The organism is Acidimicrobiales bacterium, from assembly GCA_034521975.1.
Classification (GTDB): domain Bacteria; phylum Actinomycetota; class Acidimicrobiia; order Acidimicrobiales; family SKKL01; genus SKKL01.
In genome coordinates this window covers 175,321-196,893 of the sequence record JAXHLR010000010.1, presented here as the reverse complement: position 1 = coordinate 196,893, position 21,573 = coordinate 175,321, and the positions used below count along the sequence as shown (strand labels likewise).

Annotated in this window: 20 protein-coding genes; 10 read left to right on the top strand and 10 right to left on the bottom strand. The window is 70.3% G+C overall.

Annotation, left to right across the window (positions count from 1 at the left end; genetic code table 11):
- Window positions 1–108 precede the first annotated feature (108 nt).
- Entirely contained in the window at window positions 109–744 is a 636-nt protein-coding gene (locus tag U5K29_16035; GenBank protein MDZ7680050.1) for a peroxiredoxin, read from the top strand.
- Between the two features lie 12 nt (window positions 745–756).
- Here U5K29_16035 and U5K29_16030 read toward each other — a convergent pair whose 3' ends face one another.
- Complete coding sequence (locus U5K29_16030; protein ID MDZ7680049.1) at window positions 757–4,332, bottom strand: adenylate/guanylate cyclase domain-containing protein; 3,576 nt, start codon at window positions 4,330–4,332, stop codon at window positions 757–759.
- A 151-nt stretch (window positions 4,333–4,483) separates the two neighbouring features.
- On the opposite strand from U5K29_16030, the gene U5K29_16025 reads away from it, so the two are divergent.
- The 4 genes from U5K29_16025 (at window position 4,484) to U5K29_16010 (ending at window position 10,759) form a co-directional block, all read left to right on the top strand.
- Window positions 4,484–5,251 carry an ABC transporter ATP-binding protein gene (locus U5K29_16025; protein ID MDZ7680048.1) on the top strand — a complete coding sequence of 256 codons (768 nt, stop codon included), beginning with the start codon at window positions 4,484–4,486 and terminating at the stop codon, window positions 5,249–5,251.
- Between the two features lie 3 nt (window positions 5,252–5,254).
- Window positions 5,255–7,819 carry an FtsX-like permease family protein gene (locus tag U5K29_16020; protein ID MDZ7680047.1) on the top strand — a complete coding sequence of 855 codons (2,565 nt, stop codon included), beginning with the start codon at window positions 5,255–5,257 and terminating at the stop codon, window positions 7,817–7,819.
- A 34-nt stretch (window positions 7,820–7,853) separates the two neighbouring features.
- Window positions 7,854–8,441, top strand: a complete 588-nt coding sequence (locus U5K29_16015; GenBank protein MDZ7680046.1) for a hypothetical protein — start codon at window positions 7,854–7,856, stop codon at window positions 8,439–8,441.
- A 104-nt stretch (window positions 8,442–8,545) separates the two neighbouring features.
- Window positions 8,546–10,759: a SpoIIE family protein phosphatase gene (locus tag U5K29_16010; protein ID MDZ7680045.1), complete on the top strand. Its 2,214-nt coding sequence runs from the start codon at window positions 8,546–8,548 to the stop codon at window positions 10,757–10,759.
- Here the strand turns inward: U5K29_16010 and U5K29_16005 are convergent.
- Both U5K29_16005 and def read right to left on the bottom strand, forming a co-directional pair.
- A complete protein-coding gene (locus tag U5K29_16005; protein MDZ7680044.1) occupies window positions 10,741–11,382 on the bottom strand; it encodes a hypothetical protein in 642 nt (213 codons plus the stop codon). The genes U5K29_16010 and U5K29_16005 overlap by 19 nt on opposite strands.
- 617 nt (window positions 11,383–11,999) lie before the next feature.
- A complete protein-coding gene (gene def / locus U5K29_16000; protein ID MDZ7680043.1) occupies window positions 12,000–12,632 on the bottom strand; it encodes a peptide deformylase in 633 nt (210 codons plus the stop codon).
- Between def and U5K29_15995 the strand changes: the two genes are divergently transcribed.
- Window positions 12,600–12,857, top strand: a complete 258-nt coding sequence (locus U5K29_15995; GenBank protein ID MDZ7680042.1) for a hypothetical protein — start codon at window positions 12,600–12,602, stop codon at window positions 12,855–12,857. The two genes, def and U5K29_15995, sit on opposite strands and share 33 nt — an antisense overlap.
- A 78-nt stretch (window positions 12,858–12,935) precedes the next feature.
- On the opposite strand, the gene U5K29_15990 is transcribed toward U5K29_15995, so the two are convergent.
- Together U5K29_15990 and U5K29_15985 are read right to left on the bottom strand one after the other, a co-directional pair.
- The gene (locus U5K29_15990; protein ID MDZ7680041.1) at window positions 12,936–13,577 is read right to left on the bottom strand and encodes an HNH endonuclease signature motif containing protein; all 642 of its coding nucleotides are present in this window, start codon (window positions 13,575–13,577) and stop codon (window positions 12,936–12,938) included.
- Window positions 13,578–13,581: 4 nt separating this feature from the next.
- Window positions 13,582–13,869, bottom strand: coding sequence for a hypothetical protein (locus U5K29_15985; protein MDZ7680040.1), 288 nt, complete (start codon window positions 13,867–13,869; stop codon window positions 13,582–13,584).
- Between the two features lie 47 nt (window positions 13,870–13,916).
- Here U5K29_15985 and U5K29_15980 point away from each other — a divergent pair, with 47 nt between their 5' ends.
- The gene (locus tag U5K29_15980; protein MDZ7680039.1) at window positions 13,917–15,218 is read left to right on the top strand and encodes an NAD(P)/FAD-dependent oxidoreductase; all 1,302 of its coding nucleotides are present in this window, start codon (window positions 13,917–13,919) and stop codon (window positions 15,216–15,218) included.
- Here the strand turns inward: U5K29_15980 and U5K29_15975 are convergent.
- Both U5K29_15975 and U5K29_15970 read right to left on the bottom strand, forming a co-directional pair.
- Window positions 15,169–16,155, bottom strand: coding sequence for a Gfo/Idh/MocA family oxidoreductase (locus tag U5K29_15975; GenBank protein ID MDZ7680038.1), 987 nt, complete (start codon window positions 16,153–16,155; stop codon window positions 15,169–15,171). The genes U5K29_15980 and U5K29_15975 overlap by 50 nt on opposite strands.
- A 9-nt stretch (window positions 16,156–16,164) precedes the next feature.
- Complete coding sequence (locus U5K29_15970; protein ID MDZ7680037.1) at window positions 16,165–16,722, bottom strand: nitroreductase/quinone reductase family protein; 558 nt, start codon at window positions 16,720–16,722, stop codon at window positions 16,165–16,167.
- Between the two features lie 87 nt (window positions 16,723–16,809).
- Here U5K29_15970 and U5K29_15965 point away from each other — a divergent pair, with 87 nt between their 5' ends.
- Complete coding sequence (locus U5K29_15965) at window positions 16,810–17,889, top strand: helix-turn-helix transcriptional regulator (protein MDZ7680036.1); 1,080 nt, start codon at window positions 16,810–16,812, stop codon at window positions 17,887–17,889.
- 644 nt (window positions 17,890–18,533) lie between these two features.
- Here U5K29_15965 and U5K29_15960 read toward each other — a convergent pair.
- Window positions 18,534–18,674 (bottom strand): hypothetical protein, encoded by a 141-nt coding sequence (locus tag U5K29_15960; GenBank protein ID MDZ7680035.1) that lies wholly within the window; start codon window positions 18,672–18,674, stop codon window positions 18,534–18,536.
- Window positions 18,675–18,783: 109 nt separating this feature from the next.
- Here U5K29_15960 and U5K29_15955 point away from each other — a divergent pair, with 109 nt between their 5' ends.
- Entirely contained in the window at window positions 18,784–18,930 is a 147-nt protein-coding gene (locus tag U5K29_15955; GenBank protein MDZ7680034.1) for a hypothetical protein, read from the top strand.
- Window positions 18,931–19,003: 73 nt separating this feature from the next.
- Here the strand turns inward: U5K29_15955 and U5K29_15950 are convergent, their stop codons facing one another.
- On the bottom strand, window positions 19,004–19,213 hold the full coding sequence (locus U5K29_15950) for a dodecin family protein (GenBank protein ID MDZ7680033.1): 210 nt from the start codon (window positions 19,211–19,213) through the stop codon (window positions 19,004–19,006).
- 110 nt (window positions 19,214–19,323) lie between these two features.
- On the opposite strand from U5K29_15950, the gene U5K29_15945 reads away from it, so the two are divergent.
- Complete coding sequence (locus U5K29_15945) at window positions 19,324–20,103, top strand: ion transporter (protein MDZ7680032.1); 780 nt, start codon at window positions 19,324–19,326, stop codon at window positions 20,101–20,103.
- A gap of 18 nt (window positions 20,104–20,121) precedes the next feature.
- Here the strand turns inward: U5K29_15945 and U5K29_15940 are convergent, their stop codons facing one another.
- A complete protein-coding gene (locus tag U5K29_15940) occupies window positions 20,122–21,522 on the bottom strand; it encodes an alpha/beta fold hydrolase (protein MDZ7680031.1) in 1,401 nt (466 codons plus the stop codon).
- Between the last annotated feature and the right edge of the window lie 51 nt (window positions 21,523–21,573).

The window sequence follows — 21,573 nt, the reverse complement described above, 5'->3', positions numbered from 1 at the left end:
CCCAAAACCCGATCCATCGAGTCGGGTTTTCGGTGGCGGCTGGCTAGCCTTCGCGTTGTCCGGGTGTCCTCCACCACCCGGCACCACTCGACCACGGAGGGAACCACCATGAGCCTGCACCTCGGCGACACCGCACCGGACTTCACCGCCGAATCGACCGACGGCACCATCAACTTCCACGAGTACCTCGGCGACAGCTGGGGGGTGCTGTTCTCCCACCCCGCCGACTTCACCCCGGTGTGCACCACCGAGCTGGGTCGGGTCGCGGCCCTCAAGCCCGAGTTCGACAAGCGCAACGTGAAGGTGCTCGGCCTGTCGGTCGACCCGCTCGACGACCACCGGACGTGGAGCGGCGACATCGAGGAGACCCAGGGACACGCCCTGAACTTCCCGCTCATCGCCGACCCCGACCGCCACGTGGCCGACCTCTACGACATGGTGCCGCCAGCGGCCGAGAACAACCAGACCGTAAGGTCGGTGTTCGTCATCGGTCCCGACAAGAAGATCAAGCTGACGATCACCTATCCGGCCAGCACCGGACGCAACTTCGACGAGATCCTGCGGGTGATCGACTCGCTGCAGCTCACCGCCGACTACAAGGTGGCCACCCCGGTCGACTGGAAGGACGGCGAGGACGTCATCATCGTCCCGGCCGTGTCCGACGAGGAGGCCAAGGAGAAGTTCCCCAAGGGGTTCACCCCGGTCAAGCCGTACCTGCGGGTGACGCCCCAGCCCAACCGCTGAGAACCGAACGTCCTAGCGGCGAACCGGTTCGACGGGGCCCTCGGCCCCCGCGAGCGCCGCGCCCCGGAACACCTGGCGCCAGCCTTCGGCGTCGATGCCCAGATCGGCGAGGCGGGTGTGCACCTCGTCGTCGAGGTCGGGGCGTGCGAGCCCGGTGGCGACGCCCGACTCGCTGTCGGCAAGTCGCACCAGCACCTGGGCCACACGGTCGTCGGTGCGATCGGCCTGATCGATCGCCTGGTCGAACAGCGACTCGGCGTCCTCGCCGTGGCCGAGTCCGCGCTGCAACGAAGCGGCCGCGCACAGTGCGGTGATCCGATCGAAGTAGGTGGCGCGACCGATTGACACGGCCTGGTCGACCAGTTCACCGACGTCGTCGACCCGACCCTGGACGGCGCGGGCACAAGCCAGCGCGCTGAGCGCGTAGGCGCTGGGCTCCTCGTCGCCCTCGGTGCCGACCGCGGCGCCGAGCTGCTCGGCGGCTTCCGCGAGCTGACCCATCTGCAGCAGCGCCAGTCCGAGAGCCACCATGCGATCGCTCTCGCCGATGACCGACGGGTCGAGGTTCTCGGACCCAACCAGGGCCACGGCCCGCAATGCCCGTTCGGGGTCGCCGATCGACACCGCGGCAGCCGCCACCGCGGTCGGCCCGAACGCGGCCGTGCCCGCGTAGCCTCGTCCGCGCTCGGTGGCCAGATCGAGGGTTCTGAGCCCTTCACCGACCAGCCCGAGCGCGAGCAGCGCACGGCCGAGCACCGACGCGGCATGCACCTCGCGCTCGACATCGCCCAGCTCCTGGAAGACCTCGAGCGCCTCCTGGGCGCGGGTGGTGGCCAACGATGCCCTGCCGGTCCAGAGACGCAGCGACGCGGACAGCACCAGCATCATCCCCGCGGCCCACCGGTCGCCCCGGCGGCGAGCCTCGACCAGGATGAACTCCCCCAGCTCCTCGGCCGCCTCCCACTCACCCTGGTGGTACAGGACCCAGGCCTTGAGCCCGAGAGCCCAACCCAGACCACCTCCGTCGCCGATCTCTTCGAACATGTCGGCCGATTCGTTGATGCGACGGTCGGCCTCACCCGGTCGGCCGGCGAGGAACGCCAACCAGGCCAAGTTCTGCAAGGCCCACGCCTGGCCGCGCCGGTCGTCGAGCGCGCCGAACACGTCGAGCGCGTCGGAGATGGAGCGGTGGGCGGCATCGGCGTCGCCGGCGAAGAGCTCGCTCATGCCACGGAGACGCAGCGCCTCGGCCATCCCCTTGCGGTCGCCGGACGCCTCGAACTCCTCCTGGGCCTCAGTGAAGGTGGCGATGGAGGCCACCCGGTCGCCCTCGCGGCTCTCGATCGCGCCGCGGGTGAGGATGGCCCTGGCCCGACCGGATCGGTACTCGATCGCCTCGGCATCGTCGAGCGCGGCCTCGACGTCGGCCCGGGCCGGGTCGAGGTCCCGCATCATGGCCCGCTCCCAGGCCCGACCGAGCAGCATGTCGACACGTTCGGCCGACGGTTCGGGCGGAAGGAGCGAGACCGCATGGGAGAACAGGCGCTCGGCCCGGCCGTGCACGTCGGCGGCCTCGGCCCGGCGGGCGGCATCGGCGAGCCACCGCACCGCGCGCCCGGCCAGGTCGTCGGGGAGCTCGGGCACGCCGCCGAGGTCGTTGGCCAGGCTGGCCGCCTGTCCGTAGTGGTAGGCCAAGCCGTCGAGGATCCCCGAGCTCACGTCGCCGTAGCGGGCGAAGTTGTTCTCGAGGTACTGGGCGATGCCCCAGTGCCGCTGCGCCCTCGCCCCCTTGGTGAGCATGTTGTAGGCGACCTCGCGCACCAGATCCGAGCGGAACGAGTAGTTCGCCCCGGACTCGTCGAGCACGAGCACCTCCTTGTCGACCAGACCCTCGACGGCGGCGCGGACCTCGGCTGCATCGCGCACGCCGAGCCCCGCCCGATCGGCCGCCGCCATGAGCACCAGCGCGTCGACGGGTCCGTCGCGTCCGTAGACCGCGGCATCGTCGAGGACCCGACGCTCACTGCGACTGAGCCCATCGAGACGCGCCGCGACCAGCCCCCGGAGGGTCTCGGGGAGGCTCTCGGTGCCCTGGACTCCGGAGGCGAGCTGGTCGAGCCCGGCCCCGTCGCCCACCAGGGCCACGAGCTCCTCGAGGAAGAACGGGTTGCCGCCGCTGCGATCCAGCAGAGCCTCACGCAGCTCAGGGTCGAGCCGACCATCCAACAGCACGTCGAGCAGGGCGCCGGTCGCCTCGCGGCTGAGGGGGTCGACGTTGACCACCATGGTGTTGTGACGGGCGTCGGTGGGAAGCCAGGCCTCGCGGAAGGGGGGACGGGCGGTGGCGACGAGCAGGAACGGGCGATCGGCCAGGCGTTCGAGCAACGACGCCAACAGCTCGAGCACGGGAGCGTCGGCCCAGTGGAGATCGGAGATGACCAGCATCAGCGGTCGGTGTTCGAGCGCCGCCTCGAAGAACCCACCGACCGACCGCGTGAGCTCCTCGCGGGCCCGATGGGGCTCGATGTCGCGGAGGGGACTGTCGACCCCGATCAGGTGGAACAACCCGTTGGCGAGGCGGGCCACCTCACCGTCGTCGGGATCGAGCTCGACGACCTCGGCCACCGCATGGGTGATCCGCTCGCGGGCCACGTCGGGGGGATCGTCGGTGCCGACGCCGGCGGCATGGCGGATCGCCTCGGCGATGGGCCACCACACGTTGGCTTCGCCGTAGGGGATGCAGCGCCCCGACACGACCATCGCACCCTTCTGCTGCTCGGCGAGCTGGGCGACCTCATGGGCCAGTCGCGTCTTGCCGACACCGGCCTCACCGATGAGGGTGACCACCGCGGCGCGACGCCGGTCGGTGGCGGTGTCGATCACGTGGCCGATCAGGCCCAGCTCGGCCTCGCGACCCACAAGCGGTGCCCGGGTGCCGCGGCGGCGATAGCCGGGCGGTGCCAGTTCCTTCACCGCCCGCCAGGTCTCGACTCCTTGGCCCCGGCCCCGCACCTCGAGCGAACCGACCGGCTCGTAACCGATCGCCGCGTTGGTGGCGGCGTGGGTCGCTGCCCCCACGAGGATCTCGCCTGGCTGGGCCATGGTCTGGAGACGGCTGGCAGTGTTGACCACATCGCCCATGGCCGTGTAGTCGCCGCCGGCGCGCAGCGCTCCGACCAAGACCTCGCCGGTGTTGATCCCGATCCGCATCCGGATGGGAGCGTCGAGCCCCGATGCCCGCTGGGCCAGGGTCTGTTGCATCCGCAGCGCTGCCCGCACCGCCCGCTCGGGGTCGTCCTCGTGGGCCACCGGCGCGCCGAAGAGGGCCACGATGGCATCGCCGACGATCTTGTCGACGCGGCCACCGAAGCTGGTGATGTCGTTCACGAGCAACTCGAAGCAGCGGTCGACCAGGTGCTTGACCTGTTCGGGGTCGCGGCTCTCGGCGAGGGCCGTGAACCCGACCAGGTCGGCGAACAGGACGGTGACGATGCGCCGCTCGTCGCCCAACGACTCGAGCTGGTGGCCACAGGCAGGACAGAAGCGGGCGCCCTCGGGAGTGGGCGACCCGCACGCAGAACACGTCATCCCCGCCAGCATACGGGTCGGCACCACCACGGTGACCCGAGTCACGGGCCCCCGAATCTCAGCACCACCACGCCCGCGGATTCGTTACGCTCCCGTGACGCAGGTGGAACCCACCTGCCCAACGCCACGAATCCGTCGAGAGGGAAACCAGGTGACCGTCGCCGAACCATCGCCAGCTCCGGCGCCAACCGTCGCCGCCGCCCGCGCGGTCCACGCGACCAAGACCTACGGATCAGGAGACACCCTGGTCACCGCGCTCGACCAGATCGAGGTCGAGTTCGCCCGCAGGCGATTCACCGCGATCATGGGACCGTCCGGATCGGGTAAGTCGACCCTCATGCACTGCCTCGCAGGGCTGGACGACCTCACCTCCGGTCAGGTCTACATCGGCGACGTCGACCTCACGTCGTTGAGCGAGAAGAAGCTCACCACGCTGCGCCGCGACAAGGTCGGGTTCGTGTTCCAGGCGTTCAACCTGGTGCCCACCCTCACCGCGCTCGAGAACATCACCTTGCCGATGTCGCTCGCCGGGCGTGGAACCGACAGCGACTGGGTCGACCACGTGATCGCCACCGTCGGTCTCGGAGACCGCTTGACCCACCGCCCGAGCGAGCTGTCCGGCGGCCAGCAGCAGCGGGTGGCCGTCGCCCGGGCGCTGGCCAGCAAGCCCGAGATCATCTTCGCCGACGAGCCCACCGGCAACCTCGACTCGAACAGCGGCGCCGAGATCCTGAACTTCATGCGGCGGGCGGTCGACGAGTTCGACCAGACCATCGTGATGGTCACCCACGATCCGCTGGCGGCCAGCCACGCCGACCGGGTCGTCTACCTGGTCGACGGCCAGATCGTCCACGACATGGCCGATCCCAGCGCCGAGGCCATCATCGACCAGATGAAGCACCTCGAGCTCGGCGCCTGATCCATGCTGCGAACCAGTCTGAAGGCGGCGTGGGCGCACAAGCGCCGACTGATCTCCACCACGGTGTCGGTGCTGCTCGGTGTGGCGTTCATGTCGGGCACGATGGTCCTGAGCGACACCCTCGACCGGTCGTTCAACGACCTGTTCGGTGAGGTCTACTCCGAGACCGACGCCGAGATCAGGGGTCCAGTCCTCATCGACACCGGGTTCGGGACCCTGCGCGAACCCCTCGACGACGACCTGATCGAGGTGGTCTCCGGCGTCGAGGGAGTGGAGGCGGTCGGACCCTACGCCGAGACCCTCCGCTCACGGGTCCTCGGCGACGACGGCGAACCGATCGGCGCCGAGAACGGTCCACCCACGATCGTGCAGTCGTGGATCGACGACGAGGCACTCTCGGGGGTGAACCTGGTCGAGGGACGTCCCCCCGAGGCCGACGACGAGCTGGTGCTCAACCTGAGGGCAGCCGAGGATGCCGGCGTCGCTGTCGGGGACCAGATCGAGGTGTTCAGCCCCGACGGGACCCGCACCTTCACCCTCGTCGGGACCTACCGCTTCGGTGAGCGCGACAGCGCGCTCGGCGCCGTCACCGCCGGCGTCACCCTCCCGGTCGCCCAGGAGCTGGGCGAGATGTCGGGCCAGATCACCTCGATCTCGGTGCGCGGTGTCGAGGGCGTGAGCCAGGAGGAGTTGGTGCAGCGAATCGAGGCAGCGCTACCCGCCGACGCCAAGGGCGTGGTGCTGACCGGCGACGAGATGGCCGACGAGATCGCGGACGAGGTCGCCGCCGGGCTCGGCTTCTTCACCACCCTGCTACTGGTGTTCGCCTTCATCGCGCTCATCGTCGGCGCCTTCATCATCTTCAACACGTTCTCGATCCTGGTGGCCCAGCGGGGTCGCGAGTTGGCGCTGATGCGGACCCTCGGTGCCAGCCGCCGGCAGGTGTTCACCTCGGTGCTGACCGAGGCGGCGCTCATCGGCCTGGTCGCGGCGATCATCGGACTGGGTGCCGGTGTTCTCCTGGCCATCGGGGTCCAGGCACTGCTCGACGCCATCGGCCTCGACCTGCCCACGACTGGCCTGTCGGTCACCCGCGGGGCGATGATCGCCGCCCTGGTCACCGGCCTGGTCGTCACGGTGGGTTCGGCGCTGGTTCCCGCCTGGCGGGCCACCCGCGTCCCTCCGCTCGCCGCGCTGCGCGACGTCGCCACCGACACCTCCGGGCGATCCCGGCTACGGATCGCCATCGGCGTGGTGCTCGTGGTCGTCGCGGTCGTCGCCGCGCTGCCCGCGTTCGGACCCGATCCCGATCTCGACACCGTGCAGTCGGTCGGGCTCGCCGCGCTGGCGCTGCTCGTGGGGCTGGTGGTGCTCGGGCCGGTGATCGCCCGTCCCCTCGCCCGGCTCCTCGGGTCCGCCCTACCCGCCATCAAGGGCACCACCGGTGTGCTGGCCCGCGAGAACGCGGCGCGCAGCCCCAAGCGCACCGCGTCCACTGCCGCCGCGCTGATGATCGGCGTCGCGCTGGTCGTGTTCATCAACGTGTTCGCGGCCTCGGCCCGGGCGTCGATCGACGCCGAGGTCAGCAGGGGGATCGAGGCCGAGTTCATCGCCCAGTCCTCGGGGTTCAACCTCGGCATCCCCCTGTCGTTCGCCGACGAGGTGCGCGCGGTCGACGGTATCGACGCCGTCGCGACGGTGCAGGGATGGTTCGCCCGGGTCGAGCGGCCCAACGGCGAGACTGCCGACACCTTCGTGTCGGCGGTCGACCCCGAGCACTACCAGCGGACGATCAACGTCGCCATGACCGAAGGAGAGCTGAGCGACCTCGAACCCGGCACCATGATCTATGACCGCCGCCTCGCTCGCGACAACGACGTCGCCGTCGGCGACGCGCTCACGGTCCAGTTCACCTCGGGCGAGGAGGCCACCTTCACGGTGGTGGCGATCTCGGACCAACCCCAGCTGCTGGGCACCCGGGTGCTCCACCAGGACGACTGGGAGCGATACGCCACCAACGTCACCGACCAGACCGTGTTCATCCGGGTGGACGAGGGAGTCGATCCAGCGAGCGTTCGTGGCGCCCTCGACGAGCTCGCTGCCGAGTACCCCACGGTCGAGGTCCAGGACCAGGACGAGTTCCTCGGCGGCATCGCCTCACAGCTCAATACCATCCTCAACGTGCTCTACGGCCTGCTCGCCCTGTCGATCATCATCGCCCTCATCGGCATCGCCAACACGCTGTCGCTGTCGATCCACGAGCGCACCCGCGAGCTGGGGCTGCTCCGGGCAGTGGGCATGACCCGGCGCCAGGTGCGCACCGCGGTGCGCTGGGAGGCGGCGATCATCTCGGTGATCGGCACCGGACTCGGCCTGGCGTTCGGTCTCGTGAGCAGCTACGTGCTCGTCGAGGCGCTCAAGGCCGAGGGGCTCACCCAGTTCTCGCTGCCGGTGACCCCGCTGGTGGTCATCGCGGTGCTGTTCGCCGCACTCGGGGTCCTGGCCGCGGTCATGCCGGCTCGCCGGGCGGCCGGCCTCAACGTGCTCGACGCGATCGCCACCGAGTGATCGGTACCGCAGCGCTCAGGTGCAGAATGGTCCGATGACCGCCGCCGAACCGTCGTTCACCGTGATGCTCGTCGGCGACGACGATCTCTTCCAGCGGGCCGAGCCGCAGCTCCAGGCCTCGTCGTCGCTGCTGGGGATCGGCAGCGTCGCCGCCGACGACGCGGTGGCCACCGCGCTGGGGCGCGCCCCGGACGTGGCGGTGATCGCCGACCCTCCCGGCACCGGGGGTCCGTCTGCTGTCGAGGTGACCCACCGCATCGGTACCGCGCTGGCGGCATGTCGGGTGCTGGTGGTCGACCGCGGCGGCTCCACCGGTCCCGACGAGCTGATCGACGCTGGGGTCGGGGGTGTGGTCCCCCTCGACGGGACCGACCTGGCCGCCGCCATCGAGCAGCTGATCTTCGGCGAGGCGGTGCTCGATCAGGCGCTGGCCGCTGCGGTGCTCGAACGACACCGGGCCGGTCGATCCCCCGTCGCCCTCTCACCCACCGAGGACGAGGTCATCACCCGACTTGCGGCGGGTGCCACCGTCGACGCCCTGGCCGAGCAGTACGCCGTCTCGCCCCGGCTCGTGCGGCTCCACGCCGGGGGTGCCCTCGCCCGTCTCCATCCCTGGGGCTGATCACACGCCGCCGCGCCCATCGGTGGTCCGGCGGCACCGAGTATCATGAGGGCGTTCACATCCACCGCGGGCGCGGTCGAACCACACGGGAGCGGTGACGCCAGGTGAACCCGGAAGCGCCAGACAGTGGGCACGGCGTCCAGGCGGGCGACCAGGGGGCCGGCGACACCACCGCCGAACGCCTCCGCCTCGCACTGCTCGCGGGCGGGCTCGGCGTGTGGGAGTGGGACCGCCGGGCCGACACCGTCGAGTGGGATGAAGCACTCGAGGAGATCTTCGGGCTGGGTCCGGGCGAGGGCCCCATCGACTTCGACAGCTACCTCGCGCTGCTGCACCCCGATGACGTCGACTCGGTGAGGGCCACGATCGCCGAGGCGGTCGACACCGGCACCGAGTTCACGGTCGAGCACCGGGTGGTGTGCCCCGGCGGCGACACGAAGTGGGTGCAAGGACGCGGCCATCCCGTCGTCGAGGACGGCGAGGTGGTGGGGCTGGTGGGGGTCACCGGCGATGTCACCGAGCGGCACGAGGCCGAGGCCGAGCGCGCCCGCCTGCTGGCCGAGGAGTCGGCCGTTCGGGCCGAGGCCGAGCAGGAGCGGGCCCGCCTCCGGTTCATCGTCGAGGCCAAGGCCGCGCTCAGCGAGCACCTCGCCCTCGAGGACCAGCTCGACGAGCTGGCCCGGTTGAGCATCCCCCGCTTCGCCGACGGCAGCGCCGTACACCTGCTCGACGAAGCACGCGAGCCCGAACTCGCCGCGCTGCACCACCGCGATCCTCAGCAGGTCGAGGTCATCCGCCAGCTGTTCGACCAGTACCCGGTGCGTCTCGACAACTCCGTCGGCATCGGCGCGGCCATCCGTGAGGGACGCAGCGGCTGGCTTCCCGAAGCCACCGAGGAGCTGCTCGCCAGGGCCGCCGAGTCCGAGCACCACCTCCAACTGCTTCGCAAGCTCGATCTCACCGCCGGGCTGGTCGTGCCCCTCATCGGCCCCGACGGCACCTTCGGGGCGATCACCTTCATCACCACCGGGGGACGTCGACTCGCCGAGTCCGACCTCGGCCTGGTCGAGCAGCTGTGCTCACGGGTGGCGGTGCTGGTCCGCAACGCGCAGCTGCTCGAGACCCAGGAGCTGGAGCGGGCGGCTCACCGGTACCAGGCGGCGCTGCTCCAGTCGATGTTCGAGGCCAGCGTCGACGGGGTCCTGGCGGTCGGCACCCACGGCGAGGTGCTGGCGTACAACCAGCGGTTCCTGCACCTGTGGGACCTCGACGACGACCTCGTCGCCCAGGGCGACGACGCCTTGCTGGCCGAGGCCGAGCAACGGGTCGCTGACCGCGAAGGGTTCGTCGCGTCGGTGAAAGCCGCCTACGAGGACCGTCCGGACCGCATGCACGACGAGGTCGAGCTGGCGAACGGTCGCGTCCTCGACCGCCACGGCACCTGCCTCACGGGCCCCGACGGCGAGTACCTCGGATTCCTGTGGAGCTTCCGCGACGTCACCCTCGAGCGGGCCCAGGCGGCGGCGGTGGCCGAGGCCGGCAAGCGCTCAGCCATGCTGGCCCGCACCCTGCAGCAGAGCCTGTTGCCCCCTCGCCTCCCCCGCATCCCCGGGATCGACCTGGCGGCGCGCTACCACCCGGCGTTCGAGGGCCTCGACATCGGCGGCGACTTCTACGACGTGTTCACCGTGGGCGACGACTGGATCCTGGTCATCGGCGACGTGTGCGGGAAGGGCGCCGAGGCTGCGTCGCTGACCGCGCTGGCCCGCTACACGATCCGGGCGACGTCGAGCCACGACTCGAACCCCGCCAGCATCCTCACCGAGCTCAACTCGGTCATGCTCGCCGATGCCGACTCCACCAGCGGGTTCCCCCGCTTCGCCACCGTCGGCTGCATCCGGCTGCGCGACGACCCGTCACCCGACGCCGAACCGGGCACGATCCTGGCCGACGTCGCCTGTGGCGGTCACCCGCCACCGTTGCTGGTGCGCCACGACCGAACCATCGAGGCCGCCGGACAACCGGGAACCCTGCTCGGGGTGTTTCCCGAGGTGCAGGTCACCGCGGTCACCAGCACCCTGCACTCCGGCGATGCGCTGGTGTGTGTCACCGACGGGGTGCTCGAGGCCCGCGACGCCGAGGGCAACCAGTTCGAGGTCGACGGCATGGAACGGGTGCTTGCACCGCTGGCCGGCCGCGGCGCGGGGCGGATGTGTGCCGAACTGGAGTCCGCGGCGCTGGGTGTGCAGGACGGCGTCGCTCACGACGACATCGCCATCCTGGTGGCCCGGGTCGAGCCTCAGACGCGGCTGGGGTGAGCGAGGGGCAGCGAGTCGGCCAGCCCGAGCATCGACTGGACCCGGGCGATCTCGGTGGCCGAGAAGCGTGGACCGAGGCGGGCGAGACACGCGACGCGGTCGCCGGCGACGCACCAGGGGATGGCCGCCACCCAGACCTTGCCGTCGCGGTCGCCACCGAGCCTCGCCAGCGGTTCGCGGGTGATCACCGGCTCGTGATGGGCGAGCGCGTGCTCCTGGGCGGGGGACGCAGCCAGACCGGGAGCGGGACCCAACCAGGCGAGGTCGCATGTGGCCAGCGAGGGCAGGACGGCCAACAGCTCGGCGTCGCCATCGCGGGCTTGGACGAGGCGGGTGGCCAGATCGATCACCCGGGCCTGGCCGTCGACCAACTCGTGGGGGTCGAGGCGACGACCCGACACCTCGGTGGCGCCGGCGGCGAGCAGGGCCGCCTCGACGGCTCCGGGTTCGGCCCAGTAGGCCAGCTCGATGACGACGTCGTCGGCCACCTGGGTGGGTTCGAGGAGGTGAACGTCGACGTCGAGGATGTTCGCACCGAGGTCGGCGTAGGCCCTGGCCGCGGACGCGAGCCCGCCGGGGCGGTCGGCCAGCTGGGCCCGGAACTTCCAATAGGTGCTCGCCATGTCGTGTCCTTGTCCGTGAGCCGCCCGCCGCGTCAGTGTGCCAGGGCGGTGTCACGTTCCGGTGTCTTCGGCGAAACACCGGTGTGAACAGCACGTTCCCGGTGTGTGACGTGCCGCCGGGTGGCCGTCCACCCGCCCGTTCGGACCGCTCCAGTGCTTCCGTGAAGACTTTCCAACCGTATGGGTACGAAACCCTGCGCGGTTCGGCGGCGAGATCGGGGCCGAGGTGGCGGCCGAGGTCCAGGTGGCCCGCAAGGCGCCGGCCGTGGGCGAACGCGCCCGAGAGCAGTGGCGGCGGGCGCGGCCGCCTTGGCGGCGCTGGTCGTGGTGGGCGCCATGGTGGTGGCTGTCTCACTTCGCGCCGACAACGGCGCCGCGCCAGTGGCCACGGCCGGGTCGCCAGTGGCGTTGTCCTCGACGACGAGATGCTCTCGGGCTTCCAGATCGCCCACGTTCTGGAGCAACGGGATGTGGGCGTTGTCCCGACTGGACGGGACCTCGTCGCCTTCGCTCCGGAGCAGCGCTCGAGGTCGTGTACGTGGATGCCGAGGACGAGGTCGTCGAGCGACGTCCCGTTGACCTCCCCTGACACACAACCCCAACCGGGACGGGTGCCGCTACTCGACGGGGTCGATCGGTTCGGCGTCCTCGTCGTCGAAGCCCTGGGCCCGCCGGTAGAGCTCGGAGGCGGGGTCGAGGGAGTGGTGGCCGAACCACTCGGAGTCCCGCATCTCCTTCTCGAGCTTGCGGCGGGTGCGGGCGGGGTGCAGGTCGATGTAGAGGCGTGCGTCGAGGTGGTCGGTCTCGTGCTGGAAGGCTCGAGCACGTAGGCCCTCACCCTCGTAGGCGATGTCGTCGCCCGTGGCGTCCTGGCCGGTGACCCGGGCGCGCAGCGACCGAACGGTGTCCATGCCGATACCAGGGAGCGACAGGCACCCCTCTCCCCCGTCCTGCAGGTCGGGTCCGATCACCTCGACGACGGGGTTGACGACGTGGCCGACCAGCCCGTCGCGGCAGTCGAACACGAACACCCGCTGGAGGGCACCGATCTGGTTGGCGGCCAGGCCGACTCCGGAGTCGATGGCGTACATCGTCTCGAAGAGCTGGTCGACGAGGCGCTGAACGCTCGCGTCGAACACGGTGACCGGCTCGGCTCGGCGTCGCAGGACGGGGTTACCCCACAAGGTGATGGGGGCGCACGTTGGCGGTGCTGCGGAATCACCGGTCGGGGTCGGTTCGGGCTCACTCACGACGACGATCCTACGGCCCGACGCGAACCCGAGACCGGCCACGCCTGGTTGTTCGCCACCATGGCGCTGGTGGCCAGCCACGCTGCCGTGCAGGGCTGGTGGCCGGCCGCGGCGTGGACCATGGCGTTCAACGTCGCGCTGAACGCCTATCCGATCGTGCTCCAGCGCTACAACCGTCGCTGGCTCCTCGACCGGATCGCGCTCGACCAGGAACCCGGCGTCTGACCGGCCCGTCGTCCCATTGCACTATTCGGTTGTCAAGGAACGGGTGGGAAGTCGGGGGAAGTGCTGGGAGCGCCGAGGTCAGACCGGGGTGGCCGAGCGCTCGGCGGCAAGCACGGTGCCGTCGGGGGCGATCCATTCGTAGTTGCCGGGGGTGCCCTGGAGCTCGTAACCGTGGTTGGTTCTCAGGTCGTGGTGGAACGTGCACAAGGGTCGGAGGTTGTCGTAGGTGGTGGGCCCGCCCTTGTGGTACTCCCATTCGTGGTCGAGCTCGACGAAGCGGCGTGCTTCGCAGTCGGGGACCTCACAGGTGCCGTCGCTGCTGAGCGCCACCGCGAGGCGGAGGTCTTCTTTGATGCTGCGGGTGGCGGTTCCGAGGGCGGTGATGTCGCGGCCCTTGGTGACCACCGTCTTGATGATCGGGTCATCGTCCAGCAGCTTGTGGACCTCCGACACCGGCACCGTCCCCACGCCGGGAACTTCGCAGGTCTCGCCGGCGGTGGTGTGGCCCCGCCAGAACGCGGCGTGTGGGACCGTGACCACGATGGCGTGACGCACCGACGACGACCGTGCCCGCGGCACCCCTCGGCGCGGTCGGGTGGACCGGGGCTCGGCGTCGCCCGCGTCGGAGGAGCACCCGACACGCTCACCGTCGTCGCCGAGAGCGGCTCGAGCCATGCGCACGAGCGCATCCGCTCGATAGGCGGAGAAGGGCTCGCGCATGCCGTCACGTCGGGCGTCGTCGAACGCCGCGGCCTGGAAGAAGTCGAGTGCCCGGTCGACGAGTGCTCCGTCGAGAGTGGGGAGCGAGGCAGACAGCGGCCATCAGTTCGGCCTCGGCGTCGAGATCGGGGCGCTCGCGCAGCACGTGGGCGATCTCGGCGGCCTGGTCCCGCGACATCTCGCCACCGCGCACCGCCCCGTCGAGGCCACCGGCGTTGGGCAGCTGGGAACCGACGAGCAGCGAGCCCACCAGCTCCTCGAGGCGGGCCTCTATGTCGAGCGTATCGAACATGCGTTCGAGGCTAGCGGGATGGTGTGACAGCCTCGTAGCCTCGGGTAATGATCGACGTCGTCGTGGTCGGAGCGGGGCTGGCCGGCCTCACCTGCGCCCAGGACCTGACCCGATCCGGCCTCGAGTGCACGGTGGTCGAGGCCGCCGACGGCGTGGGTGGCCGGGTCCGTACCGACCTGGGCGACGGCTACCGGCTCGACCGTGGCTTTCAGATCCTGCTCACCGCCTATCCCCAGGTCCGCAGCCGCCTCGACCTCGACGCGCTCGACGTCGCCCCCTTCGAACCCGGCGCGCACGTGTGGACCGGGGACCGCTTCCACCGGCTCGCCGACCCACTCCGCCGACCCACCCTCGCTCTCCAGACCCTCGGCGCCCCTATCGGCGGCCTCGCCGACAAGCTCCGCCTCGCCCGCCTCGTCGCCGACGTGGGGCTCCGTTCGGTGCCCGACCTGTTGCGCCGGCCCGACATGTCCACCGACGAGCGTCTCCGGGCAGCCGGCTTCTCCGACACCATGATCGAGCGCTTCTGGCGTCCGCTCTTCTCGGGCATCCAGCTCGACCCCGACCTGGAGGTGTCGCGCCGTCGCTTCGACGCGATCCTGCGCATGCTGGCCGTGGGTGGCACCGGGGTCCCCCGCTCGGGCATGGGCGCGATCCCCGACCAGCTCGCCGCCTCCCTTCCCGACGGGACGATCCGACTCGACTCCCCCGTCCGCGAGCTCGCCACCACCCGCACCCACACCGGCGTCATCCTCGATGGCGGTGAGCGCATCGACGCCCGTGCCGTGGTGGTCGCGACCGACGGGCCGACCGCGCATCGTCTCCTTGGCTCACGGGTCCCCGATCCCGGCTCGCGAGCCGCCGCGGCCTGCTGGTTCGCCACCGCCTCGGCGCCCCGGTCGGGTCCGGTCCTGATGCTCGACGGCGCGGCCAGCGGTCCGGCCCGCAACGTGATGGTGATGACCGAGGCGGCACCGACCTACGCACCGCCCGGCCGCTCCCTCATCGTCGCCGCGGTGCCCGGTGCCGAGGCGCTCGACCCCAACCTCACCGATCGGGTCCGGGCCCAGCTCGCCCGCTGGTTCGGCTCGGTCACCACGGATTGGGACCATCTCCGCACCGACGTGATCCCTCACGGCCAGCCGCTCCAGACACCCCCGTTTGCGCCCAAGCGGCGGGTCGCGCTCGGCGACGGGGTCTTCGTGTGCGGCGACCACCGTGACACCGCCTCGATCCAGGGCGCCATGTTCAGCGGTGAACGCACTGCCGCCGCAGTGCTCCAGAGCCGCCGGGTTCAGATCAGTGGCCCCGAACGGGAAGCCCCGCCTGGGCGTAGCAATCCTCGATGATCCTCATCGTGGCGACGGCGTCGACCCCGCCGGTGGGCAGGACCTCTCCGTCGAGCACCGCGGCGACGAAGGCCCGAAGCTGGTGGACATAGGTCGCCTCGCCCTCGACCGTCTCGGAGGTCTGACCTTCGGAGGTGTCGATCACGAGGCGATGACCGAGATGGGGCGCCAGCGGGTTGTCGACCAACACCGTCCCGTCGACACCCGACACCTCGAGCCGGGCCTCGAAACGGGTGTCGGGAGCCATCGACGTGACGACTCGCGCCTCGGCACCGTCGGCGAAGCGCAAGATGGCCTCCATCGACAGGTCGATGCCCGGTTCGCCTTCGACCACCTCGACCCGTTCCACCTCGGGTTCACCACGGGCCGCGAACCGGGCCCACTGCACGGCGTAGCAGCCGAGATCCATCATCGCCCCACCACCGAGGCGAGGATCGTGACGGAGGTCGGACAGGTCGGTGATCGGAACCGAGAACGCGGCCTCGATGTGGCGGGCCGGGCCGATGAGATCTCCGGTGAGCACCTCCGCGAGTCGGGCCGCAAGGGGGTGGTAGCGCCAGTGGAACGCTTCGCAGAGCACCAGCCCGGTCCGCTCGGCGACCTCGACCATGTGCAGCGCCTGCGCGGTGGTGCACGCGAACGGCTTCTCGCACAGCACGTGCTTGCCGGCTTCGAGCGCAGCGACGGTCCACGGTTCGTGTCCCGACGGCGGGAGGCCGACGTAGACCGCGTCGATCCGGTCGGAGCCCACGAGGACCTCGTACGAGTCGAACACCTCGGCCACACCGTGGTCCGCCGCGAACGCCTCGGCCCGATGCCGGTCCCGGGCCGCCACCGCCACGACCTCAACGCGCTCGACGCGGTGCGCCGCGTCGATCACTGCCGGCGGAGCGATGCGCGAGGCGCCGAGCAGTCCGATCCGCACCACTGCGGCCATGGTCCTCCCTCAGGCTGTCGGACGGTGTACCGCGCCATCTTGACCCGGACGGCTCGGTCGTCGCGCCCCGACTCGTACGAGCACCATCACGGGAAGGTCACGGTCGGTGTCTTCTTCGTAGGTGGCGAACAGGGGATGAATGGCCACGATCTCCTCCCACAGCCAAGCGCGCTCGTCGCCGGTCGTCCTGCGGGATCGCACCTGGCGGAAGCTCCGTCCCGTTTGGATGGTGGCCCGAGGGTCGGCATCCAGGTTGCGGGTCCACTGCGGATCATGGTCGGCCCCACTGTTGGTCCCCACCACGACGACGCGGTCCCCGATCTCGAAGTAGACGACCGGGGTGGTCCGTCGCTTGCCGGTGACGCGGCCAGTGGTGGTCAGCAACAGCACCCGAGGTTGCACGCCGGGAAGGCGGCCCCCGATCAATCCACCGGTCGCTGAGTACATCCACCGGTGGGGGCCGGGCTTGGTGAGGTGTTTGGCGAAGAACCGCTGCACCTTCACCTTGGTCGGGATGGCGGCCGCTGGTCGGTCGTCGGGGTCGTCGCGTTGCTCGGTGAGTGCCATGAGCTGACGGTACGAAGCGGTAGCCGACCGGCCCATCCCCACTTCCGGGGATGGGCCGCCACACCGCTGCGACCTATGGTTCGACACATGGGATCGACGAACCTGGAGCGCCGGGCCGCGGGGCTGGCCCGCGCGGGTCTCGATCTCGACGAGCTCTACCTCGAGTTCGATCAGCTCCTCCGTCCTGCCGTGGGGTTCGAGGTGGGGGCCTGGTCGACGCTCGACCCCGCCACCGGACTGTTCACCTCGTGCACCATGACCGGGATCGACAAGGACCCCGAGCGCGAGGCCCGGCTGTTCGCCGAGGAGTTCACCGACGACGAGCCCGCGAGCGTCCAGACGCTGCTCGCCGATCGAGCGGTGGTCGCCATCCTCAGCGAGGTCACAGATGGCGACCTGCGCAGGGCCCGCCGATATCGGAACCTGCTCGAGGGGTTCGGGGTCACCGACGAGTTGCGGGGGATCATGTGGACGGCCGGGACGGCGTGGAGCTCGGTGTCGCTGTACCGGGCATCCGGGACCTTCACCCGCGCCGAGTCCGAGGTGCTGGCGTCGATCTCGTCGTGGGTCGCCGACGCAGTTCGCCTGGCACTGCTGCGAGCTGCGGCCCACCAGCCGGGGGCACTGGATGATCCACCGGGAATCGTGCTCGCCCATCCCGATGGTCGGGTCGACGCGCTGACCGAGCCCGCCCAGCGGTGGCTCGACCTCGGCGGGGACAAGCTGGTCACTGCGGCAGTGTCCACCGCTGCCGCGCTGCGCAAACGGCCGGAGTGGGAGGGCACGCAGATGATGGTCACCCTCGACGACTCGCTCATGCTGTCGCTGGTTGCGTCATCGCTGACCGCTCGGGACGGGACCGTGGCCGTGATCGTCGACCGGGCACGCAAGCCCGAGGTGGGGGCGATGTTGATGAACGCCTATGGCCTCACTCCCCGCCAGCGCGAGGTCTTGGGCCTGCTGTTGCTCGGCCACTCGATGGTCGAGATCGCCCGCGAGCTGGACATCTCCGAGCACACCGCGAACGACCACCGCAAGGCCGTCTACTCGAGGATGGGCGTCGCCAGCCGAGGGCAGCTGGCGGCACTGCTCCAGAGCGAGCACTACACCCGTCTGCGTGATCAGGATCTGACACCGAGTCCCTACGGCGGGTTCCTGGGGACATGAGGACCAGCGCGCCCGGATGGTGCCGGGTGACCGGCTCGGGAACGAGGCGACCGGGGAATGGGGCGTTCCACCTCTCGCCGACAACTGCTCGGGGAGACCACCGTTGTCGCGCCTACCCGGCGTCGGGCTGGTACTCGATGAGCCCGACGGCGTTGCCGGACGGGTCTTTGAAGAACATGAGATGACCGACCACGAAACCGTCGGTGAGGGTGCGGAGCCGAGCGCAGATCGTCGAGCTGGTCGAGCAGCACGGTGAGCAGCGCCTGATCGCCCGGACGGTCCAGGTCGAGGGGACATCGCGCGGTCTCTGACCGTCCAGACGCGGGGGCGTACCGCGGTGCGGGCGCTGTACCTCGACGCAAGGTTGCCATGACCCTCGCCGCTTGGCATCGGCGGGCGCGGGTGTTGCGATCCCTGGAGCCTGGCCGACGGCACCTCGGTGACGACCACGGCGGCGACGGTCGGCTATGGAACCCCGAGCTCGTTCGTGGCGTCGTTCAAGGCCGAGGCGGGAGGACGTGGTCGATCCGCGAGCGGCTTCTCCGTAGACGGCGATGGGTGTCCCACCTCGCGCCGACACGCTCTGGCCCGAGTCGAGGTTGGCGGCACCGGGCCGCCGACCGGGTCGTGGTCGTGGTCGAGCCTCAGGGGGTGGTATCGAAGGACTGCCAGTAGGAGGCGAGGGCGGTCTTGAACTCGCGGGCCAGCCGTGGCCGTTGGCGGGCCGATCCCGCCATGACGGTGGGCAGGAGCGAGGAGTAGATGCGCACGCTCACATCAGCCACGACCTGGCGGTGGAGGTCTGAGCCCCGGCCAGCAGCGACTTTGCAGGGGGTCGCTGCACTCGCTGGTGTAGAGGTCGACTTCACCCCGGGGGACCGACTGCCCGAGGAGGTGCTGGAGAAGGCTCAGGCCGCGCTGGCCACCCACATCGCCACGCCCGACGACATCGCCGAGGCGGTCGCCTTCGTGGTCGCCCAGCCGCTGCGGCTCAGCATCCCCGAACTGGTGATCCGCCCCGCCCAGACCCTGCAGATCTGAACGGCGGCGTGGCACTCGGTCGCCGTCGGTGGCGGCGATGCGGGTTCAGCAGTTTCTCGGCCCGCCAGGTGCGTCAGCTGTTCGCTTCGTACTTGAACGACAGCTCGAGCTTGACCCGGAACGTCACGTTGCCGTCCTCGGTGATGTCGAGATCCTGATCGACCACCTTGGCGACGCGCAGGTCGCGAACGCTGCCTCCCGCAGTCTTCACTGCCGTCTTGGCCGCGTCCTCCCACGACTCGGTGCTGGTCCCGATGATGTCGATCACTCGGTACACGCTCATGGTTCACTCCCGATTGGGTTCGTAGGCCCCGCCCCTACCCGTCTCGGGCCCGCCTCAAGCACAGCCGCCGGTTCCGTGTGCCGACGCGCCTGTGGGGGTAGGCACCCGAGGTGGTCACCGCACACACACGCGAGGACGGCCGGCCGGACCTCGCGTCCGAGACCCCGGGAACGATCGACTCGCCGCCGGACTCCGAACCCACCCCACGCGAACGCGCGGCCGCGTTGGTCGAGCAGCGTCTCGACATCCCCATGGCGGTCCTGGCGGTGGTGTGGGCAGCACTGGTGGCCTACGAGCTCATCGCACCGTCGCAGCAGCGCGGCGGTCTGACCCTGGCCGGACACGTCATCTGGGGGATCTTCATCGCCGAGTTCGCCCTCAAGATCACCGTCTCGGGCCACCCGCTCCGCTTCCTCCGTCGTCGATGGCCGTCGGTGCTGTTCCTCGCCCTCCCGATACTTCGGGTCTTTCGTGTCGTGCGAGCGGTGCGGGCCTTTCGTGCGCTTCCGGCAGCCAGGATCGTCGGCTCGTCCTACCGGACCATCGGCACCGCTCGCTCGCTGCTCGGCAGCCGCTTGGCCTTCCTCGGTGTGGTGACGGGGGTGGTCATCTTCTCCGGCGGCCAGCTGTTCCACCTCGCCGAGGGCCGGTCGGGCGACGCCGGTTCGCTCGGCGACGGGATCTGGTGGGCCGCCAACGTCGCCATCAGCGGCACCATGGTCGAGCTGCCGGTCACCTTCTGGGGGCGGCTCCTCTCCCTCGTGCTCCAGGGGTATGCCGTCGTGGTGTTCGCCTCGGTGGCGGCGACGCTCGGCGCGTTCTTCATCGAGTCCCGCGCCGAGCGTGCAGCGACCGAGGACGAGGCCGGCGCCCAGACCGATCCCGCCTGAACCGGGCGAGCGGTGCGCTCAGCTCGGCGGATCGACCGGCCAGTCGGTGAAGACCACGCTCACCGAGTGCTCGCTCGACGGCCAGCGGGGCACGTTGAGGGTCTGGGGCCGGTCGGCATCGCCGCGAGGCAGGTTCGTCAACGAGATGGTCCCGCTGCCGTCGGGCGTCGCCGGCAGATACATGTCGATCCCGCTCTGGAACGGTTGCTCGGAGAAGTACGGCAACGGCTCGAGTGTCGTCTCGCCGGGGGTCGCCGCGTCGTCGTGGATGTGGAGCCCGATGGCGCCGTTGCCCACGAAGTCGACCATGGCGTCGATGGGTTCGCCGCCGTCGACGCTGATCTCCAACACATCGGCGTTCTCTCCCTGGGCGTACCACTCGCGCATCCGCATCACCACGAGCGCGGTGTGGTCCGCTCCGACGTTGGTGTTGACCCGGGTGTTCCCGTCGGGTTCCGACGACAGGAGGCGCACCAGGTGGCTGCTGCGGAGGTAGGGCTGGAGGTAGAGGTGGTGGACCACCGGAGATCCCTCGCCGGTGAGCGCATACTCGTAGTGGGCGCCGGTCTCGACCTGGACCGGACCGAACCCGCCGTCGGGACCGAGCTCGATCGTGGTGCGGGGCTCGTCGCCGACGCGCTGGCCAGTGCCAGCATCGATCGCCCAGATGGTGAGCGTCGCGTCGCGGCCGGTGTTGGCGGGGAACTCCACCGCCCGACCCGAGATCTCGACAGGAGCGCGTTGGGGAACGATGTCGACGACCTCGGGCTCGTCGCCCACGAGGAACTCGTACTGCATGACGAAGGACTCGGGAGAGGTGGCCACCTCGACGTGGGACTGGCCGGGGAACTCGTCCTGTGTCGGGGCGACACAGGGGACGACGTCGGGACACGGTCGACCGTCGATGGCCACGTACTTGGCCACCGTCGCCGCCCGGTCCGGGTCCTCGAGGTAGGTCGACGACACCGAGGTTCCTCGGGAGTGGCCCACCAGATACACCTGGTCGACGTCGAAGGTGGCCCGCGTCTCGTCGATCACCTCGGCCAGACCGGCGACATAGGCGGGAATGTCGAGGCCGGCGCCGTGGTGGTCGTAGGCGACGATCCGCTCCTGGGGGTAGCCGTTGGCCACGAAGCGCATGGATTGGGACTCGAACTGCTGGGCCGAGCCGGCGAAGCCATGGACGAACACGATCGGCAGGGCCACGTCGTCGGGAAGCGGAGGCAGTGGGTCGGTGCCGTCGGATACGTCGGGTTCGGTGGTCGCCGTGGTGTCGGTCTCGTCGTCGTCCTCGGACTCGGGCTGGGCGCTGGTCTCGGGGGACGGGTCGGGTGCGGCGTCGTCGTCGGTCGAGTCCGACGAGCATGCGCCGGCGAGCAGCAACAGGGCGAGGATCGCAGGGACGGGTCGAAAACGCATCGGTCGAACATAGCCGCGTAGTGTCGGGCTCGGGTCGCCGCAGCGGTCGGC